Below are 26,639 nucleotides of genomic sequence, written 5' to 3'. Positions count from 1 at the left end.
CTACGCAGTCCAACGGGAGCAAGCTCCCTCGCCACAGTTACCGTTTCGTCGCCTTTACATCGGCGTGCTGCTCACCACCCGCAACGCCAACCCTTCATAAGCGTCCAGCGTAATCGTGAACGCGCCCTCCTCGGTCAAATCGCCTTCCACCCGCTCATTGATGATATCCACCACCGGCCCCGGTGCGATGTTGGGCAGGTGCAGGGTTTCGGTGATCGGCGTGGCGCCAAAGTTCAGCGCGGTGATTTGCGTGCCCTTACCCGCCGGTAGTTCGTGCACCATGATCAGCAAGCCGGGATGCTCGACATCCGGCACCAGGATCTGGCGGCTGGCGGCGATGTCGTAGGCGCGGCGTACGGCGAGGATTTTTTGCAGTTGGGAGGCAAAGGACTCCGGGTCCTGCAGTTGGCTGTTCAGGCTGCCATACAGGCTTTTGGAGCGCGGCATTTGCCCAGCTGACAGTTCGGCGTCGGGGTTCAGGTCTACCAGATCATAGGCGCCACGGTGAATCCAGCGTGTGTCGCCATCGGCCATCAGGTGCGCCACGTCTTCGGCCGCCAACGGCAGCGCGCCCACCAGGTCCCAGCCGGACAAGGCAAACACCCCAGGTTGCATGGCGTTGTACATCACCAGCAGCAAATGGATCTGGCGAATCTGCTGGATATCCGCCGGGGTGATCGCCTCCAGGTCACGAATACCCAGGGCTGCGGTGATGATGCTGGCGGTGGTGCAGGACACGCCGTTGGTGACGAACTTGAGGTTGTACGGCGCATGCTCACCGGTCAGGCGTTCGTACATCTGTTCGCGGATATGCTCGCGCAGGATGTTGCCGGGGAAGGTCTGGCCCTGGAACAGGAAGCTGTCATGGGCGTGTAGCGTCCAGAAGTGCACCAGCTCCAGGGTCAGTTCATCGTGGTTCTGTAGCGCGTGAATCAGCGAGCCGGGGTCGATGCCGAGGCTGTGCATCTGGCGCAGCATCAGACGCAGGAACTCGGTGTCGCCCATCAGCAATGCATGCTGGTAGGCCGGCCGGGTGATGAAGTCATAAGACAGGTCAGCGCCGCCGTGGGACATGGACGCGATGTCGTCCACGGTGAGGTTGAGTTCCTGAAAACTGAACCCGCCCGCCTTGCGAATGGCGCCGCCGAGTAACTGATTGCCGGTGATCGACAGCGGATGGCTTTCGGACCAGGCCGTGCCATCGAGCTTGCGCTCCACGCCGAGAAAGCCATTGGCATCCAGGCGCAGGATTTTCGCGCCCATCACATCAATGGCGTGCAGCGCATCACCGATGATCATCTGCTGCGCAGCAAACGAAGGGTCGAGCCAGTTGAGCGACGGCTGGCCTTCCTTGAAGTAATGCAGGTACACCCAGCGCCGCGGCTTGCCATCTACGCCGAGCACCACCGGGGTGGCGCTCCAGTCGGTTTCTTTGACGCCGGGCTCGAAGAAAATCACCCGCTGCAATTGGCCGACGATGTAGTGCTTGTCGCGCAGTGCGTCTACCTGGGAGGGGCTGAGGTTTTGTGCATCGCGTCCGGCAGCCACGTCGGGCAGCAACGGCCAGTCTTCCTCGCGGATTTCGACCATGTGGTACAGGCCGGGATAGTCCTCATAGGCCATTTCAGCCAGGCGAAAGTCCGCGCCCTTGCCGGTGTGCGACGGGATCACATCGTCGATGATCACCGCATTGTGCGCGGCAGCCATGCGCGTCAAGGCCTGCAATTGTGCCTCGGTGCCCAGTTGCGGGTCGATGTCGAAGCTGATGCGGTCGAAATTGCCGTCGATGGTCGGGGTGTGCTCGGTGCCAGACAAACCACCGGACTTCTTCAGCGGGCCGTTGTGAATGCCCTGGATGCCGATCTTCGACAGGGTATGCCACAGGGTTTCGTCCCCCAGCGCCTCCAGCACGGTGCCGCCTTCGCGGGTGACAATCGAGGCGGGGTAGGCCGTGAACCACACCGACGACAAGGCCGAAGCGTCACGCGGCCGGGTCTGTGCATAAGGCTGCTGCCACAGGCGGCCTTGCCCCGAATACAGCTTGGCCCGCTGCCGCGCTGCGTGGAGCATGGAATGTTGCACCAGCCAGTTCACATGATCGTTGTTCGCCGCGGTCATAAGCTCGGTACCTGTCGTGGTGAAAAGGGTCGGTGTAAGCATATGAGGGGCGTGGGCGGCATTCGTTGCATCGACTTGGCTTCATCCAAATGTGGGTGGGGGCTTGCCCCCGATGGCGGTGGATCAGATAAAAATATCCTGACTGACACACTGCTATCGGGGGCAAGCCCCCTCCCACATTAGATTTTCATCTGGCCTGCCGCCTTGCGTCGCTTGCCGGTACTGCCTAGGGGTGAACCCGGTTGAAGATTTGAACTGCCGGGTAAACGCGCTGTGATCGGTGTACCCGCATTGCAGCGCCACCTCGGTAATCGGCAGCTCGGTATGCAACAACCGCCGGGCATGTTCCAGCCGGACTTTCTGGATCATTTGCCGAGGCGTGAGGTGAAACACGCGCTTGCAGTAGCGCTCCAGTTGCGCCACGGAAATCCCGGCGATTCGGGTCAATTCCCCCAGGGTGACACGTCGGTTGAAATGGCTGCGGATGTGTTCGTCCACCGCCGCCAGACGCTGATAGGCCGGGTGGGTTTCACTGGCTGATTGCAGATCTACCGAGATCCCGGCCAGGCCGATGATCGCACCGAGCTGGTTGTACAGCGGCCACTTGTGGGTCAGGCACCAGCCCGGTTCGCGGGTGCCGTAGAGGTGCAGTTCGAGTTGATCCTCCAGTACCAGGCCTTGCTTCAGCACGCGCCGGTCCTGCTCGGTATAGCCGGGGCCCAATTGCGCGGGAAACACTTCGGCGCTGGTCTTGCCCAGCAGCGGTTGCAGGTGTTTGAGGCCGCAGCGTTGCACCAGGGTGCGGTTGGCGAGCACGTAGCGAGCGTCGATGTCCTTGATGAAAATCGCAGCATTGGGCAGTACATCAAGCATCGGCAGCAACTGCTCTACCCCGCTTAATAGCTGCTCGATGCTGTGGGGTCGGCTGCCTTGGAAAAGGCTCGCGAACGCGCTTTGCAACATGACTTTCTCAGCCCCTTTATTCGTCGACAGCCAGCAGATTGAGGCATGGGGCGAGCGCTGTCGAGCGCGGCAAATTGTGCTGAATTCGTCATCCATCCCTGCGCAAAACATCAATCGTCAGCCTGCCTGATGGGTTCAGGATAGCGCCACTGCATGCCTATCCAATAACTCACAAGAAGGCGCCGCTATGTCAGGCCAAGGCAAGTTCAAGAAACAGCTGTCACTGATGGACCTCACCTTTATCGGGTTGGGAGCCATCTTCGGATCGGGTTGGTTGTTCGCCGCCAGTCACGTGTCTGCCATCGCAGGCCCGGCGGGGATTTTTTCCTGGCTGCTGGGCGGTTTCGCCGTGCTGTTGCTGGGCATTGTCTACTGCGAACTGGGCGCCGCCCTACCCCGCGCTGGCGGCGTGGTGCGCTACCCGGTGTATTCCCATGGCCCGCTGCTGGGCTACCTGATGGGCTTTATCACGCTGATCGCGTTTTCCAGCCTGGTGGCGATTGAAGTGGTCGCCTCGCGTCAATATGCGGCAGCCTGGTTTCCAGAGCTGACCAAGGCCGGCTCCAGCGACCCCACCACCCTGGGCTGGCTGGTGCAATTTGCCTTGCTGTGCCTGTTCTTTGTGCTCAATTACCGCAGCGTGAAGACCTTTGCCATCGCCAATAACTTGGTGAGCGTATTCAAGTTCATCGTGCCGTTGCTGGTGATCGGCGTGCTGTTCACCTTCTTCAAGCCGGAGAACTTCCAGGTGCATGGCTTTGCACCGTTCGGCTTGTCGGGCATCGAGATGGCCGTGTCGGCAGGCGGGGTGATCTTTGCCTACCTGGGCCTGACGCCGATCATTTCGGTGGCCAGCGAAGTGAAAAACCCACAGCGCACCATCCCCATCGCCTTGATCCTCTCGGTATTGTTGTCTACGGCCATCTATGTGCTGCTGCAAACCGCGTTCCTCGGCGGCGTGCCTACCGAAATGCTCGCCAATGGCTGGGCCGGCATCAGCAAGGAACTGGCCCTGCCCTATCGCGATATCGCCCTGGCGCTGGGCGTGGGCTGGCTGGCCTACCTGGTGGTGGCCGATGCAGTGATCTCCCCCAGCGGCTGCGGCAACATCTACATGAACGCCACCCCGCGCGTGGTGTATGGATGGGCGCAGACCGGCACCTTTTTCAAGATCTTCACGCGCATCGATGAGAAGTCCGGCATCCCGCGCCCGGCGCTGTGGCTGACCTTTGGCCTGTCGGTGTTCTGGACCTTGCCGTTCCCGTCTTGGGAAGCGCTGATCAACGTGGTGTCCGCCGCCCTGATCCTCAGTTATGCCGTGGCCCCGGTGACAGTCGCCGCCCTGCGCCGCAATGCACCCGACATGGCGCGCCCGTTTCGGGTCAAGGGCATGGCGGTGCTGGGCCCGCTGTCATTCATCATCGCTGCGTTGATCGTGTACTGGTCGGGCTGGAACACCGTGTCCTGGCTGCTGGGCCTGCAAATTCTGATGTTTGCGGTGTACCTGCTGTGTGCGCGCTGGGTGCCGACCGCGCACCTGAACCTCAAGCAACAAGTACGCTCCTCGGCCTGGCTGATCGGCTTCTACGCCGTGACCATCCTGCTCTCCAAACTCGGCAGCTTTGGCGGTATCGGGGTGATCAGCCACCCGTTTGACACCCTGGTGGTGGCGGCCTGCGCCCTGGGCATTTACTACTGGGGCGCCGCCACCGGTGTACCCGCCCACTGGGTACGCCTGGAGCAGGAAGAGGACGAAAGCGAAGCCGTCAGCGACGCGCACTACAGCGCCCCACTATCCCCGACTACCCACTGATGGAGCGCCTTATGAAACGGCTGCATGTGATTGACTCACACACCGGCGGTGAACCTACACGCTTGGTCATGAGCGGCTTTCCCGAACTGGTCGGTGCCTCGATCGCCGAGCAACTGGAGCACCTGCGCACCCACCACGATCAATGGCGCCGCGCCTGCCTGCTGGAGCCACGGGGCAACGATGTACTGGTAGGCGCGCTGTACTGTGCGCCAGTCACGCCGGGGGCGACCTGCGGGGTGATCTTCTTCAACAACGCCGGCTACCTCGGCATGTGCGGCCACGGCACCATCGGCCTGGTTGCCTCGCTGCACCACCTGGGGCTGATCCAACCGGGCGTGCACAGCCTTGACACGCCGGTCGGCCCGGTCGCGGCCACCTTGCACGACGACGGCAGCGTGACCCTGCGCAATGTACCCGCTTACCGCTACCGCAAGCAGGTGCCGGTTGAAGTGCCTGGGCATGGCGTGGTGCTGGGCGACATCGCCTGGGGCGGCAACTGGTTCTTCCTGGTGTCGGACCACGGCCATGAGTTGCAGATGGACAACGTGGAGGCCCTGACCGACTACACCTGGGCCATGCTCAAAGCCCTCGAAGCCCAAGGCATCCGTGGCGCAGACGGTGCGCTGATCGACCATATCGAACTGTTCGCCGACGACGCCCACGCCGACAGCCGCAACTTCGTAATGTGCCCCGGCAAAGCCTATGACCGCTCCCCCTGCGGCACCGGCACCAGCGCCAAGCTCGCCTGCCTGGCCGCCGACGCAAAACTGGCCGCAGGAGAACCCTGGGTACAAGCCAGCATCACCGGCAGCCAGTTCCTGGGCCGCTATGAATGGGACGGCGAACGCGTACGCCCATTCATCACCGGCCGCGCCTACATGACCGCCGACAGCACCTTGCTGATCGACGAACAAGACCCGTTTGCCTGGGGCATCTGAGCCCATTATTCATTCAACTGAAACCGGAGTTAGCACCATGAGCGACAACATCTTCACCGGCTGCATGCCCGCCCTGATGACCCCTTGCACCGCCGAGCGCCAACCGGACTTCGACGCACTGGTGGCCAAGGGCCGCGAGCTGATCGACATCGGCATGAGTGCCGTGGTGTATTGCGGTTCCATGGGCGACTGGCCGCTGCTCACCGAGGCCCAGCGCCAGGAAGGCGTGGCGCGCCTGGTGGCTGCGGGTGTGCCGACCATCGTCGGTACGGGGGCGGTGAACAGCCGTGAAGCCGTATCCCACGCAGCCCATGCCGCCAAAGTCGGCGCCGATGGTTTGATGGTGATTCCCCGCGTGCTGTCCCGAGGGGCTTCGGCCACTGCGCAAAAGGCCCACTTTGCAGCGATCCTCAACGCCGCTCCCAACCTGCCGGCGGTGATCTACAACAGCCCCTACTACGGTTTCGCCACCCGCGCTGATTTGTTCTTCGAACTGCGCCGCGAGCACCCGAACCTGATCGGCTTCAAGGAGTTCGGCGGCGCCGCCGACCTGCGCTACGCTGCCGAAAACATCACCTCCCAGGATGATGATGTGACCCTGATGGTCGGCGTCGACACCCAGGTGGTACACGGCTTCGTCAACTGCAACGCCACCGGCGCTATCACCGGCATCGGCAATGCACTGCCGCGCGAGGTGCTGCAACTGGTGGCGCTGAGCAAAAAAGCCGCCAAGGGCGATGCCAAGGCGCGTCGCCAGGCCCGCGAGCTGGAAGCTGCACTGGCGGTGTTGTCCTCGTTCGACGAGGGCTGCGACCTGGTGCTGTATTACAAGCATTTGATGGTGCTCAACGGCGACCAGGGTTACGCCCTGCACTTCAACGAAACCGACGAGCTCAGCGCTGCCCAGCGCCGGTATGCCGAGCAGCAGTACGCGCTGTTCCGCCAGTGGTATGCCAACTGGTCGGCCGAACAGAACATCGTTTGATTTTCTGTAGGAGCGAGCTTGCTGTGGCGAGGGAGCTTGCTCCCGCTGACTGCGCAGCAGTCTCCGGCGTTTATTGGGGGCGCTTCGCACCCCAGCGCAAGCAAGCTTGCTCGCCACATAAGCTCGCTCCTACAACACCTCTTTTGTTTACCAGGATTTCACCATGACTCTGACAGGCAAGATGCTGATCGGTCAGCAATCGGTTTGCGGCCATCGCGATGCGATCCGGGCGATCAACCCCGCTACCAACACCCCACTGGAACCCGCCTACGCTTGCGGGGATGAGCAGCACGTCGACCAGGCCTGCGCACTGGCGTGGGCCGCGTTCGACGCTTACCGCGAAACCACCTTGGCAGATCGCGCCGCGTTGCTTGAAACCATCGCCAGCCACATCGAAGCCTTGGGCGATGAGTTGATCGAACGCGCCTGCGCCGAAACCGGGTTGCCTCGCGCACGCATTGAAGGTGAACGCGGCCGTACCTGCGGGCAACTGCGCGCTTTTGCCCGCACCGTGCGCCTGGGCGAATGGCTCGACGTGCGCGTCGATACCGCACAGCCCCAGCGCCAACCCCTGCCCCGTGCCGACCTGCGCCAGCGCCATATCGCCCTGGGCCCGGTAGCCGTGTTCGGTGCCAGCAACTTCCCCCTGGCCTTCTCCGTGGCGGGCGGCGATACCGCATCGGCCCTTGCCGCCGGTTGCCCGGTGATCGTCAAGGCGCATAACGCGCACCCCGGCACCAGCGAGCTGGTGGGCCGCGCCATCGCCCGGGCGGTCAAAGATTGTGGCTTGCCGGAGGGTGTGTTTTCACTGCTCTATGGTGCGGGTAACGAGATGGGTATCGCATTGGTGCGCGACCCGCGCATCCGGGCTGTGGGCTTCACGGGGTCGCGCAGTGGCGGTATTGCCCTGTGCCAAGCGGCGCAGGCACGCCCGGAGCCGATCCCGGTGTACGCGGAAATGAGCTCGATCAACCCGGTGTACCTGTTTCCTGCTGCGCTTGAAGCTCGGAGCGAAGCCTTGGCCGAAGGATTCGTCGCGTCGCTGACCCAAGGCGCCGGCCAGTTCTGTACCAACCCTGGCCTGATGATTGCCCTGCAAGGCGCCGCTCTGGACCGTTTTATTCAGTCTGCCAGTGAGCGGCTCTCGCGTTGCCCGTCCCAGACCATGCTCACACCGGGTATTTTCAGCGCCTACGAAACCGGCCTGAAGCCCCTGGCCCAGCACGCTCACATCGCCGCCAAGGGCTTGCCAGCGACCGGGCCGAACCAGGGCCAGGCCCATCTGTTCGTGACCCCGGCCGAGGCGTTCCTGAACAATGAACACCTGCAAGCCGAAGTATTCGGCGCCGCCTCGCTGGTGGTGCAGTGCCGTGATGTCGAGCAAATGCGCCAGGTGTCCGAACACCTGGAAGGCCAACTCACCGCAACCCTGCACATGGATGACCATGACTTGCCACAGGCGCGGGCATTGCTGCCGGTGCTGGAGCGCAAGGCTGGGCGCCTGCTGGTGAACGGCTGGCCGACTGGCGTAGAAGTGTGCGACGCCATGGTGCATGGCGGGCCCTTTCCGGCGACTTCGGATGCGCGCAGTACGTCGGTGGGCACGGCGGCGATTCTGCGGTTCCTGCGCCCGGTGTGTTACCAGGACTTCCCGGACACCTTGCTTCCCACCGCGCTGCAGCACGACAACCCGCTGCGGTTGCGGCGCCTGCTCGACGGCCAGCGAGAAGCATAATCATGGCCGATCCCAAGCAAGCAGACATCGTAGTAGTCGGCGCCGGCATTATCGGCGTCGCCTGCGCCTTGCAGCTGGCACGCCAAGGCCGCCAAGTCGTCGTGCTCGACCCGCAGGCACCCGGCATGGGTGCCTCCTACGGCAACGCCGGCCACCTGGCGACGGAACAGGTGTTTCCCATCGCCGACCTGTCGATCCTCAAGCGCTTGCCCGCCATGCTCCTGGACCCCATGGGCCCGCTGCGCCTGGACTGGACCTATCTGCCCCGCGCCCTGCCCTGGTTTATCCGCCTGTTGCTCAACCTGCGGCCAGCGCGTTACCAGCGCACCGTGGCAGGCCTTCGCGCGCTGAACGAAGGCAGCCTGGGCGCGTGGCAACGCTTGCTGCAATCGATGGGTCAAACGCAATTGCTGCGTGAAGACGGTTCGCTATTGGTGTTTGAGCGCGCCGAATCCCGCGCAGCGCTGGATGCAGTGCAGCAACGCATGCGGCAGCAAGGCGTCGCCGTGGACTTCTGGAGCGGCGATGCGGTGCGCAAGGCTGCGCCGCAACTGAGCGACGCCATACAAGGCGGTTTGTTCTTTCCCGCTACCGGACATTTTCTGGACCCGTACACGGTGGTTGGCGAACTGGTGAACGCGGCCAAGGCTGAGGGGGTGCAATTTCTTCAGCAGCGCGTTCTGGACGGACGCCTGGAGGGTAGTGGCGTTTCCCTGATGACCGACCAAGGCGTACTGACAGCGCAGCAAGTGCTGATTGCCTGCGGCGCCCACTCGGCCAAACTCACCGCAGCTCTCACCGGCAAACAAGTGCCGCTGGACACCGAACGCGGTTACCACCTGATGCTGCCCCACGAACAACAGCGCCTGCCCTTCGCGGTCACTTCACTGGAGCGCAAATTCATCATGACGCCCATGACCGGTGGCCTGCGCCTGGCCGGCACGGTCGAATTCGCCGGCCTCGACCGCCCGGCCAATATGCAACGGGCCTGGCAGTTGCACCGGTTGAGCAAAGGGTTGTTCCGACACGAACTGAGCGACAGCGAAGCCACGCCCTGGATGGGGTTTCGCCCTTCCCTGCCCGACTCGCTGCCGATCATTGACCGGGTGTGCGAGGGCAAAGTGCTGCTTGCATTTGGTCACCAGCACCTGGGGCTGACACAAGCGGCGGTGACGGCCGAGCGGGTTGGGCCACTTGCTGCGGGTGAGCGGGTGCCAGAACTACAGCCTTATCGGCTAGATCGTTTCTAAACCTTACCGTGGTAAGCGCGAAGTGCTGAATAACGCATCAGCCGTTTCTTGGATTTCATCGCGCATCCATAGCTTGTTCAACCAACCGACAGGGATAGCCTGGACGCCGTAATACGCCCCCGCCAGTTGCCCAACGATTGCGGCAGTAGTGTCTGCGTCATCCCCAAGGTTGGCGGCAGCGAGTATCGCTTCAGCAAAATTTGAGGTCTGATCGAAACACCAGAATGCGGCCTCCAGCGAAGCCACCGCATAACCTGAGCCAACGATTTGAGCAGAGGTTTTATCGCGATAGTCGCCAGAGGCGATAGCCTTGACCTTAGGAACCGACAGCGCGGTGTGGGAAAAACTCAGCACCTGTTTCTTTGGCACGCCGCTCAGGGCATTGCTGATAGCCTCGGCCAGCAGCAGGCAGCACTCGATAGCCTCATGCGCGGCATGCGTAGTTCGCGAGCTTTGCTCGGCAAACAGGTGGATGTCCGCCCTATCTGGAAAGTAAAACAACACGACAGGTGCGAGACGCATCATTGAACCATTGCCGGCCGAATACGGATGTGTTGAGCCCGCAAAAGCGTTGCCACTTTGCTGAAATTGCTCCAGCGCTTCGCGAACTGTCATGCCGATATCAAAGCACTCTCCGGTAGAACTCAAGTAACCCCACTTCCACCAATTCAGATAACGTCCCATCTGGTCCATCGCGTCAAAACCGCCTTTGCGCAACAGGCTTTCGGCCAGACACAGAGCCATGGAGGTATCGTCAGTCCATTGGCCAGGCTTGAGGCTAAATGGTCCGCCGCCTAGCATATCCGTCACGGGAGAAAAGCTGCCGCGGGGCATGAATTCAACCGTCGTCCCTACCGCATCGCCACACGCCAGCCCAAGTAGGCTGCCGCGATAACGATCCAAAAGCGTGATATCCATTGCCACTCCTTTTGAAAATCTTTCTAAGCCCGCCAGGCTACTTGACCAACCGCTTCTCCTTGGAGGGGCGATAGCCGAAATACGCGCTGTAGCATTTGCTGAAATGGCTCGGCGAGACAAACCCGCACGCCACCAGCACATCCACCTGTGACAACTCGGTGTGCTGCAACAGGCGTCGCGCTTCAGTGACGCGCAGTTCCATGTAGTAGCGTTGCGGCGTGGTGCCCAGCTGTTCTTTGAACAGACGCTCCAGCTGACGGCGGGAACGGCCGGCGTAAACGGCGAGTTGATCGAGCTCCAGGGGTTCTTCGAGGTTGGCGTCCATCAGCTTCACTACCTCGCGCAACGGCGCGCTGACACACATATTTTCAGTGGGTTTGATGCGGCGGTAGCGCGACTCTTCGAACGCCAGGATATCTTCGATGCCTTCGACCAAGGCTTTGCCATGCAGGCTCTTGATCCAGTCCAAGGCCATATGGAAAGCCCCCGAGGGGCTGGACGCGGTGAGGCGGTCGCGGTCGATCACGTAGGGCTCGCTGGTGACCTGCGCCGCCTTGGACACTTCGGCCAGCGCCGGGCGATGTTCGGGGTGGATGGCACAGCGGTAACCCTGCAGCAGCCCCGCACGCCCGAGGAACCACGAGCCGTTCCACAAACCGGCGAGGCGCACGCCCGCTTCACCCGCACTGCGCAGCCATTGGATAAATGGCTCGCTCGCCTTGAGTTCGGTACGAAAACCACCGCAGATCACCAACAGGTCCAAGTCCTGCAAGCTCGCCAGCATCAGGTTCGCATCCGGGCGAATGACCAGGCCCAGGTCGCTGATCACTTCGCCCTCACCCCAGCCGAAGGTGCGCGTAGCGAACAGATCGGGGCGCAACAAGTTGGCGGTCACCAGCGTGTCGAGGGTCTGGGTGAAGGCCGGCAAGGAGAAGTGTTCGAGCAGCAAAAAACCGACACGGGTGACCGAGGTCGATTGCTGGGGATTATCACTGAGGTAGCGCAGGTTCTTGCCTTGCATGCCACCGCTGAACTGGCGTCTTTCCATCGAGGGTCGGCCCACGCTTATTGTTGTGCAGTGGGCGCTATCTTAGGGGCAAATGCAGTGCCTGTCTCAGGTGACGCTCGAGGCTGGCAGCGGCCATTGCACTGATCTTGATAAAAACTGTTCGCTTGAAAAGCCACGGCCCAGGCGCTGCGCGGTGATCTGATACGGTTTTTTCTTTTCGATCTGCGCCTGTATTGAAAACCGCTTGAGGCGGACAATAGCCCCATCCCGACACTCCTGTCGTCCCCTTCCCCTCGGAGGCCTTATGACCAAGATGGCAATTTTCCTGTTCGGCTTTTTGGTATTGACCATTGGCATCGGCATGTTGGCGACCATCTCGCCGGTCTAATCCCGCATCGTGGCGAGGGAGCTTGCTCCCGTGACGGCCTGCCAACCGACGGTGATCTACCTGACGCCCCGAGACCTAAATGTGGGAGCTGGCTTGCCTGCGATGACGGCCTGACGGTCAACTCAGTTGGACCGTGTACATATCCATTCCTGCGGTAGCGGCCACTTAGGGTTCCGCTTTTACAGCGGCTCACTTTTGAAAAGCCGGAATGCCGGCCCAGACAAAAGTAAGCAAAACGCTCTTGCCCCACCACTCGGCACCTCGCTTAGGCTCGGTGTGCCCGTACTCCGCCAGCGTGGTTTGACGGGGCGCCTAAGATCAAAAGCAGATCAAGAGCGATCTCGCTTCGCATCGTGGTTACCGTCGGCTGCTACGGGTGCTTTGCAAAGTTGTATAGATACCTATGGTCATCGCAGGCAAGCCAGCTCCCACATTGGATCGCGGCGCATCAGTTATATCTGTGTCGGCTGCCAGGCCGTCGCGGGAGCAAGCTCCCTCGCCACAGATTTAGCGTCGTGCCGAAGTTATGTAGATACCTATGCTGCGATGACGGCCTGACAATCAACGCGTTACCTACGCCACCTCAGCCCACAAACAGCATCGGATACAGCGACAACACCAACAGCCCGGCCATGGACCAGTTGAACATCCGCAACCAGCGCGGCTCACGCAGCAAGTTGCGCAAGCCGCTGCCACACCCCACCCATACACACACGCTCGGCAGGTTGACCACCGCAAAAACCAGGGCGATCACCAGCACATTGGTGACATAACCCTCGGCCGGCGTGTAGGTAGTGATCGCCCCCAGCGCCATGATCCACGCCTTGGGGTTGACCCACTGGAAGGCCGCCGCACCGAGGAAGGTCATCGGCTTGCCATGTTCATCCGGGTTATCAGACATGCCGCCCGCATTGGCAATCTTCCACGCCAGGTACAACAAATACGCGGCGCCGACATACCGCAACAGCGTGTAGGCCCACGGGAACAGCTTGAACACCTCGCCCAAGCCAAGCCCCACACAAATCACCAACAGCATGAAGCCGATGCTGATCCCCAGCGCATGGGGCATCGAACGGCGAAAGCCGAAATTCACGCCTGAGGCCAGCAACATGGTGTTGTTGGGCCCAGGGGTGATCGAAGAGACAAAAGCGAACAGCACGAAAGCTGATAACAGGCTGGTAGACATGATCATGGCGCGGCATCCAAGCGGGGGTGATGTGCCTGCGACAGTAGGGGGTTATGGCGCGCTGCGCCCCGTACAGCTAGGGATGGATCGAGGCATACACTTGCAAAGCCTTCATCGAGAAGTAGCGCTTACCGAGGCGCATCGGGAACCGGTGTGGGAACCTGCCATGCCGGTTTTTTGCCTTCCTGACTGTCGAAAATACGCCGAGCCTTGCGAAAGTCCTCCACGTTTTCCACCACCCAGGTCCAGATAGGCGACATGCGAATCAAAAGCTCCCTGCCCAGCGGCGTCAGCTCGTACTCGACGCGGGGAGGAATTTCACCGAACTCGCGCCGAACCAACAAACCATCGCGCTCCATGGCACGAAGCGTCTTGGTCAACATGCGCTGAGTCACACCCGTCATCTGTCGTTTTATCTCGGCATGACGCATTGCACCGTACACACCCAGGGCATGCAGGATGCCCAATGCCCAGCGGCTACCGGCATGAGCAAGGACTTCACGCCTGACGCCATCGTCCTCCTCTCTGAGCGACTGGCAGATAACTTCTGCCTGGCTGAGCGTTTCCTGATCGGTCATTTCTACCCCTGGTATCACACGTGTGCCTTCTTATGAGCGCTGCCGAATCGTGCCAGCATGGGCTCATCTTATCGCCAACAGGTCTGCGGAGAAATCATGCCTGAAATGACCCCACTTCCCCCTCAATCGATCCTCGTTCTAGGTGCCGGCGAACTCGGCCTGCCGGTTTTGCGCAACCTGGCGCGGGAGGCCAAACGCGCGCCCGGTTCCACCATCAGCGTATTACTCAGGGAATCGACCATCAACACTCAAGCGCCCGAGAAAAAGGCAGACATCGATGAGCTGCGCAGCCTGGGCATCCAGATGGTCGCCGCAGATCTGGTGAACGACTCAATCGATCAACTTGCCAAGGTCTTCGCACGCTTCGATACCGTGATCGGCTGCGCGGGCATGATCGCGGGCCGAGAAACCCCGATGAAGCTGGCAACCGCCGCACTCAAATCCGGCGTGAAGCGCTACTTCCCCTGGCAGTTTGGCGTGGATTTCGAAGTGATTGGCCGGGGCAGCCCCCAGGATCTGTTCGATGCCCAACTGGATGTGCGTGAGTTGCTGCGCGCCCAGGACAACACTGAATGGGTCATCATCTCGACAGGCATGTTCACCAGCTTCCTGTTCGAGCCGGTGTTCGAGGTCGTCGACTTCGACAACAACACAGTGAACGCCCTGGGCAGCCTCGAGAACAGCGTGACGCTCACGACACCGGACGACATCGGTACGCTGACAGCGCAAATCGTGTTCTTCGAACCGCGCATGCGCAATCAGATTGTCTATCTCGCCGGCGACACCGTCACGTATGGGCAGGTTGCGAGCATGCTGGAACGCGTTCTGGATCGCCCGTTCAAACGCAACGTGTGGACGGTTGACTATCTCATGCAGGCACTGGAAAAAGACCCCACGCACCACATCAAGAAGTACCGTGCTGTATTCGCACAAGGCAAAGGTGTGGCCTGGCCTAAGGCGGCCACGTTCAACGAGCAACAATCGATTCCTGTCACCACTGCTGAGCAGTGGGCTCGGGAAAACCTTGCAGTCCATTGAAAACCGGATGCTGAAGCCAGCCGTAAAGGCTGGCACGGGTGAAGGGACAGTCAGCGGCTCTGAGCTTCACGCTGCTGGCCAGAAACATGTTGTTTTTTTACATGCCTACGCGACTTTAGCTCGTATTGATGGTGAATAAACCAGGCGATCAACAATAACCCAGTGACGCCAAAAACCAAGACCAACAGCTCTAGTGCAGTACCTTCATGTGAAAACATTTTTCGTTCCTCGTCCTGAAGCCGTATGACCTAAAAAACAGTCACACCGAAATTGTTTGTAATAATTTAAACATTTTCAGGGTAGTCGGCAAATCCGCACGTGACAACCCCTGATCGACCCAGGACCCTTGATCTAGACGTGTCACTCGTCGAAAACACGCATAAATCACAGGCAATAAAAAACCCCGTAGACGCTGATCTACGGGGTTTGTGTTCGCTTACTTGCTGCCAGAAGCGTCCTGCTCGACCACCATATCCAACACGTAGACCGTCGAAGGCGCATCCGCTGGCGGATTCTTCCATTCGTACTGTTTGACCCGCAGCACAGTGCGCACGCCGTCATGATGCACAAAGCCTTCGATAGGCTGGTACAGCGGATGCCAGGTGTCTTGGGTCGCCAGTTGCAGGCCCGCGTCGTCATAGCGACGCTCGCGCACTTGCAGGCACTGATAACCTGGGATCAAAGGATGGCTGCACTTGACCGTCTTGGCCGCCACTTCCAGAAACTTGACCTCACCCTCGCTACCGTAGCGGGTCTGCGGGGTGGCCTCGCCTTGCAGCTTGAGCACCGAGCCATCCGCTGTCGTCAGTTGCAGCATCGGCGCCACGTTATCGCCGGTGATCAAAGCGCGCAGATCACCCTTGAACAGCCGCCCTACTTGGGCATCAAGGTCCATCAGGCTCTTGTCACAGGCCATCAGCGTAGAGGCCAGTGGCTGAACCTTCAGAACTCCGTCCTGATAGTGAAAGCCGCCGAACTGACGATTGCAGCCACCGCTGATGCTCAGGTTCTTGTCACCGAAGGCAACGCGCAACTTGCGCTCGATGCCTTTGTTCATCGCCACAAGAGGCTTGCCCGACGCATCCGTTGCCGAGACCAGGTTCCAGTCGTAAGCGGATAAGGTTGGCTGGGCTACAGCTGCTGAGGTAATAGGCATTGAAGGTGATTCTTCATGGCTTTTGGAAGGGGCGGCACAGCCTTGGATGAGTGCAGCACACACGGCTACAAGAAGAATTTTTTGTTTCATGGGTCACTCTGTCAGCTTTGATGAGTGCGGACGTTATCCTGCGCTGGCAGGATAAGCGCGCGGCTAAACCGGCATGAGGAGGTCGCTTGAGGCTTTACTGAGCGTAGACCCAATGCGCGCTTGACGGACCTCTTCCTTGGCCGATAGCAATCGGACATCATTTGCTTCGATCAGTTTCACGGAATCAGGGCGGTGGCGGTATTGCTGCATTTTTGGCATAAAAAAACCCCGTAGACGTTAATCTACGGGGTTTTCAAGAGTGGAGGCCGAGGTCGGAATCGAACCGGCGTAGGCGGATTTGCAATCCGCTGCATAACCATTTTGCTACTCGGCCTCAAACGATCAATGCCCTGGTTGCTGACATTCACCGCATACAAACTTGAGTGGGCTACGTGAAGCCTGCCTCTACTCTAACTCATTGAATACATTGAAGTTTTTAATGCTTCGTTGCGTTCGATGGGCGCCATTATGTACTCATTTGCCTAGGCCTGCAACCCCTTGATTTCAAAAAATATTCTGCCTTGGCATCAAGGGGTTGCGCCTCTGCCCTACTCCTTCACCGTGTGGATTTGGTAGTGCGGGTCGGCCTTGATCTGGGCCTCGGTGAAGGGCAATGGGCGCAGTTTTTTCTCGGAGAAGGCTTGGGTCTGGTCCTTTGAATAGGCGGACGCCGGGTTGCTGGACTCGGAGAATGCCAGGACGCCGACTGCGTTGGGGCCTTTGTCGTCGAAGCTGACGATTTGCAGGTAGCTGGTGCCGCTGACGACTTCGCGCTTGCCGTCGGCGCGGGGCACGGTTTGCATGGCGTTGTAGATACCGAGTTCTTGCGGGCCGCCGTGGATGGGGGTTTGGCCGGAGACTTGGATATCGCCCCAGCGGGTCGGCCCCAGTTTGCTGACCTCAGCGCTGGAGGCCAGCATGGCTGCGCGCAGGGCCTTGGCGACCGGGGCGCGGTCGATGGCGAGGCCGCTAGGGGTGGTCAGGGGGTGGGCCGGGTCGAAGGCCACGCGCCAGGCGTCAGGGATTTGCTGCAGGTGCTGCACCAGGTTGATGAAGTGCACCAAGCCGACGCCGCTGTCGAGGTTGGCGCGCTGGTCCCAGTTTTTCAGGCTGGTGCACAGCGGCTCTAGCGCAGCGGCGTCAGCGCCCAGGTGTTTGGCGCAGAACGTCAGCAGGTCGGGCATGACTTGGCCCGCCAGGTACACCTCGTTGTCCATGACCATGTCTTGCAGATCAGTGACGGTGATCGGCTGCTGCTCGAGGGTTTGCAGGCGCTGGAGCGCGAAGCGCGCACGCGGGCCGAGGCCGATGTTGTCCTGGCTGATCACCGGCGAAAAGCCACTTAGCGGCGCCTTGGGGTTGGCCATCCAGGCGGAATCGTTGGAGTGTTGCACGTAGTCGGTGCGTTGCAACTGGGGCAACTGGTCGGCCGGGAAGATACCCGGCTGGGCCGCGCGCGGGTCGATGTCCCACGCGCAGGCACTATGGGCGCCGTCGAGCATGATCATTTGCAGGCCGGCCCGTGGGTCGCTGCATTTTGCCAGCTTGGCGGCGCTGACGTTGGGCACTACCGACAGGTTCATGTACAGGCTTTGGCCCTGGTCATCGGCGGCCAGGGTGTTGACCCAGGGGATGCCTTGCAGGGTATGCACCGAGGTTTGCAGCTCCTTGAGGCTACCGGCGCGGTTCATGGCGTACCACTGTTGCAGCACCCGGTCGTTGCCCAGGTTGGCGTCGCGCAGGCTGAAGGCGTAGTGGTTGTCCCAGTCGAGCTTGCCCGGCCATTGCACCACGGGGCCGAACTGCGAACTGTAGACGGTGTGGGTCACGGCCTTGAGGCTGCCGTCGGCTTGCTTGACCTGTACCGTTACGGCGGTTTTATCCAGGGGGATGGACTTGCCGTCCAGCAGGTAACGGGTGGCGTCCTTGGGGTCGAGGGTCAGGCGGTACAGGGTGAAGTGTTTGGACGTGTCCACGGTGTGGGTCCACGCCACATGCTGGTTGAAACCGATGTTCACCACGGGCAGCCCTGGCAGTGCAGCGCCCATCACATCCAACTGGCCCGGGATGGTCAGGTGCATCTCGTAAAAACGCATGCCGCCCACCCACGGGAAATGCGGGTTGGCCAGCAGCATGCCACGGCCATTGAATGAGCGGTCACGGCCCACGGCAACGGCATTGCTGCCTCGATCCAGCGTGAAGCGTTGCTGGTTGGCGGCGGCCGTGGCAAAGGCTTTGGCACCGGGCTGCACACTGGCGGTGGCCTGCGGCGGTGCTGCCCCGACCAAGGCTTCGGCGAATTGGCCGATGCCCCCTTCCACCAATAGCCTGCGGGTCAACTTCACCAGGTCTTGCACTACCAAGGGCCGTACCCAGGCGGCCTGGCACTGTGCGGGTGCGCCCTTATCCTTGAGATAACGGTTGTAGCCGGCCACGTACCCTTCGATGCGCTGTTGCATCTCGGGCGTCTGGGCTTTCCAGAATGCCGCAACGGCCTCGGGTGTATTCAGCCAGTTGAAGAATACATCGCTGGCAAGGTTGTTGCGCTCTTCCAGGGTCGCCTGGTCCGGCCCGAAAAACCTCGCCCGCTCGCCATTGACCGTGACTATTTCATTGGCCAGCAGGCACAGGTTGTCCTGGGCATAGGCGTACCCCATACCTACCCCCAGGCCCCGCTCATCAGAGGCGCGAATATGCGGCACGCCATAACTGGTACGCCGTATATCCGCCGACGTTTGCGTCACTTGCTCGCGTGCCGATACGGCCAGGCTCAAGGCGAGTAACAGCCCTGCCGTGCCCACTCTGGACAACCCCTTGGAAATAATCACGCCGACTCCACAGTCAAATTGAACAGCCTCACGAGGGATGGTTACCCCACCGTAAGAACGCACATCGCCCGGCAAAATTTAACCGCACAAGGTTGCCTATCGACGGCGCAGGGGATGTGACAAACCTGATACCGACAAATTTTCTACATCCATCGTTTCATGATTTGCGTCACTCGTTCGTCTTATTACCCAAGAGCACCATCTTTTTCCTGATCAGGCTCTGAAAAGGAGTTTTTGCATGTATAACCCGCAAGTGCCCACGGATGGACATTCAAAGGCCGCAGATACCCACTATGGCAACGACGCACGGGCGTTCGGTAACGCGCCCGAACAGCAGGGCAACCAGCGCATCCGCCATTTGCTCAAGTGTTTCGGTTTGCGCACCAGCCTGATCCGGCTGAAGGTCATCGACGCCCTCCTCACTGCCGCCGACAACCAGCGCACCCTCGGGGTACGCGGCGTGCACAGCCATTTGCTGGAGCTGGGCATACCGTTGTCGTTTCTCAGCGTGCGCGAGGTACTCAAGCGTCTATGCAGCGAGGGCGTGATCACCCTCAACGCTGACAAGAGCTACAGCCTCCATGAAGAGGCTGCCAAGGTACTCGAAGGTCGTGCCTGACTGACGCCCGTCAGAAGTTAGGCTTGACCTTGCGGCGCATGATGCCGTTGATCACGACGACGACCACGGCAATCGCGATGGCCAGGTACTGGAAGGTTTTTTCACTGATCACGCCTGTGTTCTGCAGATAAGACAGGCCGAACATCGCGCCCAGTACAGCCAGGGCAATCAGAAGCGAGTATTTCAAGCGTTGCTTTTGGGTCATGACGAGTTCCTGAACCTGAAGAATGTATCCACTGTGTATCGCCGTGCATGCCAAGCACATACCCAGTCACGGGGATGGCGCGGTTTCGGCAGGGTCTTATGTTACAGGCGATGAAAAGTTTTGGCTTGCCCTCCGCCTGACAGGCCTTGCGAATACCCCTTGGAGAACTGTGAAATGCTGCGACGACTCATCCTGCTGGTTCCACTGATGATCATGCTGAGCCTGGGCGGTTGTTTCTTCTTCCCGCGCGGCGGGGGCTGGCATGATCACCGCTATGAGGGTGGTGGCGGTTACCAGCGCCGCTGATCTGCATCCGGATAACGCTTCGTGCACAACGCGTGCAGCACGCCTGGGGGCTTCACGCGTTACTGCATCGACATTACCTACTCGTCAGGCGGGTTCGGAGCCTCGACGCCGGTTTCAACCACTTAGCCGCCATGCACCCACCGCCGATGCAACCAACGCGCAAACGCATCCAGCGCGAACCCCAGCACCCCGATCACCACTACCATCGCCATCAACTCCGAATACGCGAGCCGATCACGGGTGTCGAGGATGTAATACCCCAGCCCCGCACTGACCCCGAGCATTTCGCAGGGCACCAGCACGATCCACAGGATGCCGATGGCCAGGCGCACGCCGGTCAGCACATGCCCTACCACGCCAGGAATGACCACCCGGCGCAAGGTTTCCCAACGCGTGGCGCTCAAGCTCTTGCTCAACTGTAACCAGCGCGGGTCGAGCTGACGCACGCCCGCTGCGGTGTTGAGCATGATCGGCCAGACAGCGGCAAAGGCCAGCAGGAAATAGATTGGCTGGTCGCCCACACCCATCAGCATCACCACGATCGGCATCCAGGACAGTGGCGAAATCATCCGCAGAAACTGGAACGCCGGCGTGGTCGCCGCCTCCAGGTTACGCGAACTGCCCACCAGCAGCCCGAGGGGTACGCCTACCAACAACGCGATAAACAGCCCGACGAAAATACGCTTCAGGCTCACGGCGATATGCAGGTACAACTCACCCCGCCCGAGCAATTCCCACAAGCTGCTGGCGGTGGCCGCCAGGGAAAAGCGCGCCGACAGGCCATCGGCCTCGCCGAACACTTTCACGCCCAACCACCACAGCACCAACAAACCCGCCAAGCCACTCAGCCCCAGCCACCAGCCGGGGATTCTGCTGTTGTTCAAACGCCGATCTCCTCGTGCCGCTCATAACCATCCGGCAAACCGAAGGTCTGCATGCCACCCACGGCTTCGATCGCGTTGCGCACGAAGCGGTCGTCCACCAGGTCCTTGGCCACGAAGGCTGGGTCCAGGTCCGTGAGAAACTTTTTGTCGCCTTCGATCAAGGTGTCCTTCAAGCGCCGCACCAGTTCTTCGGTGTAGCTGGGGAACGGGTACGGTTGGAAGTCGATGCGATGCTCGTCCCAGTTGGCGTGCTGGATCGCGCCGTCGGCCACGTAGGAGGCGCGGTCGCTGGCCGCCGGCGCCAGGACTTTGCTCAACACCGGTTCGGCATGGGGCGTGTAACGGTTCGGGCCATCCTTGGACAGCAGCTTCACCGCCTCTTCACGGTTGTTGCGGGTCCACACCTGGGCCTTGACGATGGCGTTCACCACCTTCTGCGACCACTCCGGACGGTTGGCCAGGTCGTGCTCGTGCATGAACACCACGCAGCACGCGTGGTTGCGCCACACGTCACCCGTGAAGCGCTGCACGCGACCGACCTTGAGGTTTTCTGCCAGGGCATTGAACGGTTCGGCGACGATGTAGCCGTCGATGCGTTTGCTGGCCAGGGCCGGAGGCATGTCCGAGGGCGGCAACACGATCAGGTTGACCTCATTGGCGGCAATCGAACTGCCGGTGGCACGAGTGACCGGCGTGAGGCCGTTATCGCGGAACAGTTGCTGCACCACCACGTTATGAATCGAGTACCAGAACGGAATCGCCACCGACTTGCCACCCAGTTGTTTCACGTCGGTAATACCTGGGGATACGGTCAAGCCCGAACCGCCCACATGGTTCCACGCCACGACTTTGGCCGGCACTTTACTGCCGTAGCGCGCCCATACGGTCATTGGCGACAGCAGGTGTATCACGTTGACCTGGCCGGAGATAAACGCCTCGATCACTTGGGCCCAACTGCGCAACAACACTGGGCGCTCGGCCTTGATACCTTCGGCTTCGAACAGGCCATTGTTGTGGGCCACCAGCAGTGGCGTGGCGTCAGTGATAGGTAGATAGCCAATACGCACCGGCGCGTCGGGCTCGTTGGCGGCACGCGCCTGCAGGCTGCTCAGCAGAGGCAAGGCGCCGGCGGCACTGAGCACGGCGGAGAGTTTGAGAAAGTCACGGCGCGAGTGGGCCAGGTCATCCAGACACATAAGTAAACTCCTGTCGTTCAAGGGGGTTGGGTTGAGGGCGGCTCGCCTGCCGTAAGGTTTTCAAAATTTCGATACGCAGCGCGCCGATGGCCTCGACCTGTTCTTCCCGTGGATGCGGCAAATCGATAGCCCACTCGCCCAACGTCCGCGCCGGGCGGTTACCCAGTAGCAGGATGCGGTCCGACAGCAGCAGCGCTTCGTCGATGTCATGGGTGATCAATACCGCCGCCGAGCCCTGCTCACGATTGACCTTGAGCAACAGGTGCTGCATGTCGGCGCGGGTCACTTCGTCCAGGGCGCCGAAGGGTTCGTCGAGCAGCAACACTTGCGGCTGACGCGCCAGGCAGCGAGCCAATGCCGTGCGCTGGGCCATGCCACCGGACAATTGCGCCGGGAACTGCTGGCGCGCAGGTTCCAGCCCTACCGCTGCAATGGCGTGGTCAACACGCCGGCGGCGCTCTTCACCACTCAAGTGCGGTTGGCGGGCGAAATCCAGACCAAAGGCGACGTTCTTTTCCAGGGTCAACCAAGGCAGCAGGCTCGGGTCCTGAAAGGCCACCACCACGCGCGGATGCGGGCCGCTCAATGGCTCGCCCAATACCTGCACACGGCCAGATTGAGGTACCTGCAAGCCAGCCAGCACCCGCAGCAGGCTGGATTTGCCCACGCCGCTGGGGCCCAGGATCGACACCACTTCACCCGGTTGCAAGTGCAAGTCGAAGCCTTGCAACACCGGCCCGCTGCCGTACCCCAGGCAAATGCCCTGGGCCGTCAATACCGCCTGGCTCATAGACTGGCCTGGCGGTGCAGCTCGGTACGCAGTTGCACCAGGCTAGGCGTCACAATCGGCACAAAGGCCGACTCGCGCCAGCGCCGCGCAAAACCGCTGCCGTGGGCGGTAAGGTAGGCCTTTCCGCCACTGGCTTGCAGTTCAAGCTGTACAGCGCTGGCGGCGGTTTCGGCCAAGGCGATACGCAGTTTGAACAGCGGTATGGGCTCGGCGGTAAAGCGCCCGGCCAACAGCCCCTTTTTAAGCTCGCTGACCAGATGATCCAGCGTTGCGCGCAGGGCTTCCAGCTCGTCGCGCAACACGGTACGACTGGCGCCCAAATGGTGGGCTACTTCAGCCAGGGAACGCCGTGCCAAACCAATCGACATACCGCACTGCAAGCCTAGAAACGCCGGGCGTACCGCCGGTAAAAACTTGCGCGCATCCTCGTGCAACAACCACTCGCGACTCAGCTCCACGCCTTCCAGGCCCAGCGCTGCGGTGTTGCTCGATTGCAGCCCGAGCAGCTCCAGGTCACGGGAGCGCTGCAACCCGGCCACCGAATCCGGAATGGCCAGGATAAATGGCGCGCCGCCCCCGGCATGCTCGATGGCCGCCGCAGCGACAAAGCCATTCTTGCGCAAGTTGGTCACCCAGTGCAGGCGACCGTTGAGGATCCAACCGTGGTCGTTGGGCTCGGCGCTGATCTGCAACGTCTCGATACCCGACAGGAACTTCATCGCATTCGACAGCCCGGTGGCGCCGGCCAACTTGCCGCTGAGCAGGTCTGGCATCAGCTGCTCGCGCAAGCGCTGATTGGGGCTCTGCAGCAGGTACTCGATAAACGAGCGCTGGCCCCAGCACACAAACGCCGCAGCCAGGGAATGGCTGGCCACATTGGCGATGGCCTCGACCGCACCCGCCACATCGCCGCCCAGGCCGCCCAGGTGGGTGGGCACGCCGATTCTCAGAATATTGGCTTCTGCCAGCCGTGGCAGCACTTCCTGTGGATCGCAACTGCCCACGTCCAGGGCCTGCGCTTGAACATCGAGCCAACGGCTCAAGATTGGGTCAAGCATTCATGTCTCTCCTTTTACAGCAGGTGGGCCAACGCCGAATCAGTTGGCCGGTTTTTCCCAACGGTATTGCGCCAGCTCCGGGTTCAGCGGGGTGCGGGCAAACACGTTGGCGAAGTTGCACAGGGTTGCCAGGCTGACACCCAGGATGACTTCCAGCGCGTGGCCGTCGGTGTAGCCAGCGGCGCGGAACGCCTCAAAGCCCGCGTCACTCACATCCCCACGGGTGGCGATCACTTCACGGGTAAACGCGGCAAGTGTCTCATAGCGCGCGTCAGGCAACTCACCCCGGCGGCGCAAGGCCTCGATCACCTCCTCGGGCAACTTGGCTTTGTTGCGGGCAACCGCCGTGTGGCCAGCGACGCAGAAATCACAACCGTGGGTAGTAGCGGCAATCAGTTGCACCACTTCACGGTCGGCCAGGCTCAGCTCGGCCTTGGCATTCAAGCCGGAGACAGTGATGTAGGTTTCCAGCGCAGCCGGTGCGTTGGCCAGTACGCCCAGTAGGTTAGGGATAAAACCCGAGCCTTTCAGCGCGTTTTCCAGAAAGGGCTTGGCGGCTTCCGGTGCGGTTTCAGGCGTGAGCAACGGTACACGGGACATGAAGTGGACTCCTGTTGGGTTTGAATGCCCCAGTCTGTTGGTTCTAAAAAAAGCGCTCAATAGGCTAAAGTAGCGATTACTTGCTCTTGAGTCTTTCCATTAGATGAATTCGTCCGATGTACTTGTCGATTGGTTATTAGATAGCCTCGAACTCAACACCAGCCTGTTTCACGTCGGCCGTTATTGCGGTGACTGGCACGCGAGCACCCATGGCCTCGCGAAGGCGAGCTTCCACTTGATTGTGCAAGGCGAATGCTGGCTGCATATCGACGGTGATCCAACGCCCCAACACCTGAACAATGGTGACGCGGTGTTCCTGCTGCGTGACTTTGCCTTCAGGCTTTCCGGCCAAGCCACGGCGGCCGGCGCCCAGCAGTGCCCACGCCGCTCGATGCTGCCTCTCGATAGCACGGCCACGGACGGCGTAGGATTAGTCTGCGGTTTCTTTCACTTCCAATCCGGATTGTCGACGCTGATCGTCGACACCCTGCCCAGCTGGATCATCCTGCGCGCCGGCGACCCGTCGCTGATGGCTGCACGCAACCTGTTCGAATTGATCCTGCAAGAATGCGCACGCACCCCAGCGCCCTCTTCCGCGCTGCTTGAGCGCCTGTGCCACCTGCTGTTCCTGTATGTGCTGCGCCAGCAAGTACTCGACAACACCGAGCTTGGCGGCTTGGCGGCGCTGGGCCGGGCACCGGCGTTTGCGCATTTGCTGGAACAATTGATCGCCCGCCCGGCCGAGCCCTGGAGCCTGGAAAGCATGGCGGCCTGTACCGGGTTGTCGCGCTCGGCGTTTTTCAAGCGCTTCAGCGAACTGTGTGGGCAGTCGCCCGGGCAAGTACTGCTGATGATCCGCATGCGCCACGCCTCTGGGTTGCTCAAGGCGGACCAGACCGTGGCCGAGGTTTCGCTGGCGGCCGGGTATCAATCGGTGGCGGCGTTTACCCGAGCCTTCCATAAAGTCACCGGGCAACAGCCTGGTGCCTATCGAAGGGCGCAAGCCTAGCCTTGTAAGCCGGTGCCGGGCCGAGCGCACAACTGCACCAGCCAATCGACGAACACCCTCACCCGCTGCGACAACTGCCGATGAGGCGGGTACAACGCAGTCAGCGCCATCTTCGGCACTGCCACATCAGGGAGCACCTGCACCAGCGCGCCCTCGGCCAGTTGGCGCAGGGCGTGATAACGAGGTGCCTGGATCAGCCCGTAGCCGGCTTCGCATGCAGCGAAGTAACCGGCAGAGCTGTTCACGGCAACCACTTTCGGCAGGTTGATCGGATGCAACTCGCTGCCCAGCAGAAATTCCAGGCCAAATCGTTTACCGCTGGCGCTGGACACGTACTCGACCATTTGGTGTCCAGCCAACTGCTCCAGGCAAGTGGGCGTGCCCATGAGCTCAAGGTACGCGGGGCTGGCCAGAGTCAGTTGTTCCATCATCGCCAAGGGGCGCGCCACCAGCGATTCATCCAGGGCCGGACCACCGCGCAACACGCAATCGACGCCTTCGCGAATCAGATCCACTGGCCGGTCATTGAGGCCGATCTCCAACTCGATCTGTGGGTACAGCGCGGTGAACGTTGGCAAGGCCGGAATCACAATCAAGCTCCCAATGCCTGAGGGCATATCGATGCTCAATGTGCCCCGGGGGTTCTGGCGCCGCGTGGAGAACACCGCCTCGGTTTCCTCAAGATCAGTCAGCAATTGCACGCAACGTTGGTAGTACGCCGCGCCATCCAGGGTCGGGCTGACGTGGCGCGTGGTGCGCTGCAGCAGTTGCACGCCGAGATGGGCCTCCAGTTGCTTGATCAGGATCGTCACGGAGGCGCGTGGCAATTGCAGGCTGTCGGCGGCCTTGGCAAACCCGCCCAATTCAACAATCCGAGTGAACACGCGCATGGCGTTAAAACGATCCAATAAAATGCTCCCGTGGGGAATTGTTTAGATATTACGAACAGTGATAGCACTTTTAGCGGGTTTATCTGCGT

Annotated in this window: 24 protein-coding genes and 1 tRNA gene; 9 read left to right on the top strand and 16 right to left on the bottom strand. The window is 60.9% G+C overall.

Annotated elements, in window-relative coordinates; translation table 11 throughout:
- Positions 1–54: 54 nt before the first annotated feature.
- Both treS and ACTJLA_RS17195 read right to left on the bottom strand, forming a co-directional pair.
- Positions 55–2,118 carry a maltose alpha-D-glucosyltransferase gene (gene treS / locus ACTJLA_RS17200; protein ID WP_034127524.1) on the bottom strand — a complete coding sequence of 688 codons (2,064 nt, stop codon included), beginning with the start codon at positions 2,116–2,118 and terminating at the stop codon, positions 55–57.
- A 153-nt stretch (positions 2,119–2,271) separates the two neighbouring features.
- On the bottom strand, positions 2,272–3,081 hold the full coding sequence (locus ACTJLA_RS17195; protein WP_440841676.1) for a helix-turn-helix domain-containing protein: 810 nt from the start codon (positions 3,079–3,081) through the stop codon (positions 2,272–2,274).
- A gap of 187 nt (positions 3,082–3,268) precedes the next feature.
- Between ACTJLA_RS17195 and ACTJLA_RS17190 the strand changes: the two genes are divergently transcribed.
- The 5 genes from ACTJLA_RS17190 to ACTJLA_RS17170 all read left to right on the top strand — a co-directional run bounded on the left by ACTJLA_RS17190 (position 3,269) and on the right by ACTJLA_RS17170 (position 9,802).
- A complete protein-coding gene (locus ACTJLA_RS17190; protein ID WP_060765130.1) occupies positions 3,269–4,894 on the top strand; it encodes an APC family permease in 1,626 nt (541 codons plus the stop codon).
- Between the two features lie 11 nt (positions 4,895–4,905).
- Positions 4,906–5,832, top strand: a complete 927-nt coding sequence (locus ACTJLA_RS17185; RefSeq protein ID WP_198791315.1) for a 4-hydroxyproline epimerase — start codon at positions 4,906–4,908, stop codon at positions 5,830–5,832.
- Between the two features lie 37 nt (positions 5,833–5,869).
- Positions 5,870–6,817 (top strand): dihydrodipicolinate synthase family protein, encoded by a 948-nt coding sequence (locus tag ACTJLA_RS17180; RefSeq protein ID WP_262020441.1) that lies wholly within the window; start codon positions 5,870–5,872, stop codon positions 6,815–6,817.
- A 163-nt stretch (positions 6,818–6,980) separates the two neighbouring features.
- A complete protein-coding gene (locus tag ACTJLA_RS17175; protein WP_262020442.1) occupies positions 6,981–8,552 on the top strand; it encodes an aldehyde dehydrogenase (NADP(+)) in 1,572 nt (523 codons plus the stop codon).
- A 2-nt stretch (positions 8,553–8,554) separates the two neighbouring features.
- Complete coding sequence (locus tag ACTJLA_RS17170) at positions 8,555–9,802, top strand: NAD(P)/FAD-dependent oxidoreductase (protein ID WP_262020443.1); 1,248 nt, start codon at positions 8,555–8,557, stop codon at positions 9,800–9,802.
- Positions 9,803–9,805: 3 nt separating this feature from the next.
- Here the strand turns inward: ACTJLA_RS17170 and ACTJLA_RS17165 are convergent, their stop codons facing one another.
- The 4 genes from ACTJLA_RS17165 to ACTJLA_RS17150 form a co-directional block, all read right to left on the bottom strand.
- Positions 9,806–10,720: an ADP-ribosylglycohydrolase family protein gene (locus tag ACTJLA_RS17165; RefSeq protein WP_262020444.1), complete on the bottom strand. Its 915-nt coding sequence runs from the start codon at positions 10,718–10,720 to the stop codon at positions 9,806–9,808.
- 37 nt (positions 10,721–10,757) lie between these two features.
- Entirely contained in the window at positions 10,758–11,741 is a 984-nt protein-coding gene (locus tag ACTJLA_RS17160; RefSeq protein WP_050516238.1) for a GlxA family transcriptional regulator, read from the bottom strand.
- Between the two features lie 959 nt (positions 11,742–12,700).
- On the bottom strand, positions 12,701–13,309 hold the full coding sequence (locus tag ACTJLA_RS17155) for a LysE family translocator (protein WP_034127532.1): 609 nt from the start codon (positions 13,307–13,309) through the stop codon (positions 12,701–12,703).
- 122 nt (positions 13,310–13,431) lie between these two features.
- Positions 13,432–13,881, bottom strand: coding sequence for a winged helix-turn-helix transcriptional regulator (locus tag ACTJLA_RS17150; RefSeq protein WP_034127533.1), 450 nt, complete (start codon positions 13,879–13,881; stop codon positions 13,432–13,434).
- 96 nt (positions 13,882–13,977) lie between these two features.
- Between ACTJLA_RS17150 and ACTJLA_RS17145 the strand changes: the two genes are divergently transcribed.
- On the top strand, positions 13,978–14,919 hold the full coding sequence (locus ACTJLA_RS17145) for an aromatic alcohol reductase (protein ID WP_034127534.1): 942 nt from the start codon (positions 13,978–13,980) through the stop codon (positions 14,917–14,919).
- 436 nt (positions 14,920–15,355) lie between these two features.
- Here the strand turns inward: ACTJLA_RS17145 and ACTJLA_RS17140 are convergent, their stop codons facing one another.
- The 3 genes from ACTJLA_RS17140 to pvdQ all read right to left on the bottom strand — a co-directional run bounded on the left by ACTJLA_RS17140 (position 15,356) and on the right by pvdQ (position 18,993).
- Positions 15,356–16,075, bottom strand: a complete 720-nt coding sequence (locus ACTJLA_RS17140; RefSeq protein ID WP_440841671.1) for a DUF4377 domain-containing protein — start codon at positions 16,073–16,075, stop codon at positions 15,356–15,358.
- A 350-nt stretch (positions 16,076–16,425) separates the two neighbouring features.
- Positions 16,426–16,499: transfer RNA gene (locus ACTJLA_RS17135), tRNA-Cys, on the bottom strand.
- Between the two features lie 214 nt (positions 16,500–16,713).
- On the bottom strand, positions 16,714–18,993 hold the full coding sequence (gene pvdQ, locus ACTJLA_RS17130; protein WP_197900209.1) for a bifunctional acylase PvdQ: 2,280 nt from the start codon (positions 18,991–18,993) through the stop codon (positions 16,714–16,716).
- A gap of 238 nt (positions 18,994–19,231) precedes the next feature.
- Here pvdQ and ACTJLA_RS17125 point away from each other — a divergent pair, with 238 nt between their 5' ends.
- Positions 19,232–19,612 (top strand): hypothetical protein, encoded by a 381-nt coding sequence (locus ACTJLA_RS17125; RefSeq protein ID WP_034127544.1) that lies wholly within the window; start codon positions 19,232–19,234, stop codon positions 19,610–19,612.
- Positions 19,613–19,622: 10 nt separating this feature from the next.
- Here ACTJLA_RS17125 and ACTJLA_RS17120 read toward each other — a convergent pair whose 3' ends face one another.
- Complete coding sequence (locus ACTJLA_RS17120; protein ID WP_014718591.1) at positions 19,623–19,817, bottom strand: hypothetical protein; 195 nt, start codon at positions 19,815–19,817, stop codon at positions 19,623–19,625.
- Between the two features lie 174 nt (positions 19,818–19,991).
- On the opposite strand from ACTJLA_RS17120, the gene ACTJLA_RS17115 reads away from it, so the two are divergent.
- A complete protein-coding gene (locus ACTJLA_RS17115; protein WP_254914091.1) occupies positions 19,992–20,123 on the top strand; it encodes a hypothetical protein in 132 nt (43 codons plus the stop codon).
- Between the two features lie 122 nt (positions 20,124–20,245).
- Here the strand turns inward: ACTJLA_RS17115 and ACTJLA_RS17110 are convergent, their stop codons facing one another.
- Genes ACTJLA_RS17110 through ACTJLA_RS17090 form a run of 5 tightly spaced genes read right to left on the bottom strand, consistent with a single transcriptional unit; the run spans position 20,246 to position 24,651 of the window.
- Complete coding sequence (locus ACTJLA_RS17110; protein WP_054897391.1) at positions 20,246–21,007, bottom strand: ABC transporter permease; 762 nt, start codon at positions 21,005–21,007, stop codon at positions 20,246–20,248.
- The gene (locus ACTJLA_RS17105) at positions 21,004–22,203 is read right to left on the bottom strand and encodes an ABC transporter substrate-binding protein (RefSeq protein WP_034127545.1); all 1,200 of its coding nucleotides are present in this window, start codon (positions 22,201–22,203) and stop codon (positions 21,004–21,006) included. The genes ACTJLA_RS17110 and ACTJLA_RS17105 overlap by 4 nt, the downstream gene beginning before the upstream one ends.
- Positions 22,190–22,993 (bottom strand): ABC transporter ATP-binding protein, encoded by an 804-nt coding sequence (locus tag ACTJLA_RS17100; RefSeq protein WP_057975802.1) that lies wholly within the window; start codon positions 22,991–22,993, stop codon positions 22,190–22,192. Before ACTJLA_RS17100 ends, ACTJLA_RS17105 begins: the two co-directional genes overlap by 14 nt.
- Positions 22,990–24,051 carry an acyl-CoA dehydrogenase family protein gene (locus tag ACTJLA_RS17095; protein WP_034127547.1) on the bottom strand — a complete coding sequence of 354 codons (1,062 nt, stop codon included), beginning with the start codon at positions 24,049–24,051 and terminating at the stop codon, positions 22,990–22,992. The genes ACTJLA_RS17100 and ACTJLA_RS17095 overlap by 4 nt, the downstream gene beginning before the upstream one ends.
- A gap of 39 nt (positions 24,052–24,090) precedes the next feature.
- Positions 24,091–24,651 (bottom strand): carboxymuconolactone decarboxylase family protein, encoded by a 561-nt coding sequence (locus ACTJLA_RS17090; RefSeq protein WP_054897387.1) that lies wholly within the window; start codon positions 24,649–24,651, stop codon positions 24,091–24,093.
- A 103-nt stretch (positions 24,652–24,754) separates the two neighbouring features.
- On the opposite strand from ACTJLA_RS17090, the gene ACTJLA_RS17085 reads away from it, so the two are divergent.
- Entirely contained in the window at positions 24,755–25,660 is a 906-nt protein-coding gene (locus tag ACTJLA_RS17085; protein ID WP_262020128.1) for an AraC family transcriptional regulator, read from the top strand.
- On the opposite strand, the gene ACTJLA_RS17080 is transcribed toward ACTJLA_RS17085, so the two are convergent.
- A complete protein-coding gene (locus ACTJLA_RS17080; RefSeq protein WP_060773076.1) occupies positions 25,657–26,568 on the bottom strand; it encodes a LysR family transcriptional regulator in 912 nt (303 codons plus the stop codon). The genes ACTJLA_RS17085 and ACTJLA_RS17080 overlap by 4 nt on opposite strands.
- Between the last annotated feature and the right edge of the window lie 71 nt (positions 26,569–26,639).

This window comes from Pseudomonas sp. 22072 (genome assembly GCF_052046095.1).
GTDB classification, from domain to species: domain Bacteria; phylum Pseudomonadota; class Gammaproteobacteria; order Pseudomonadales; family Pseudomonadaceae; genus Aquipseudomonas; species Aquipseudomonas paracarnis.
The sequence above is the reverse complement of the archived record's forward strand: the minus strand, read 5'-3'. Positions and strand labels throughout refer to the sequence as shown.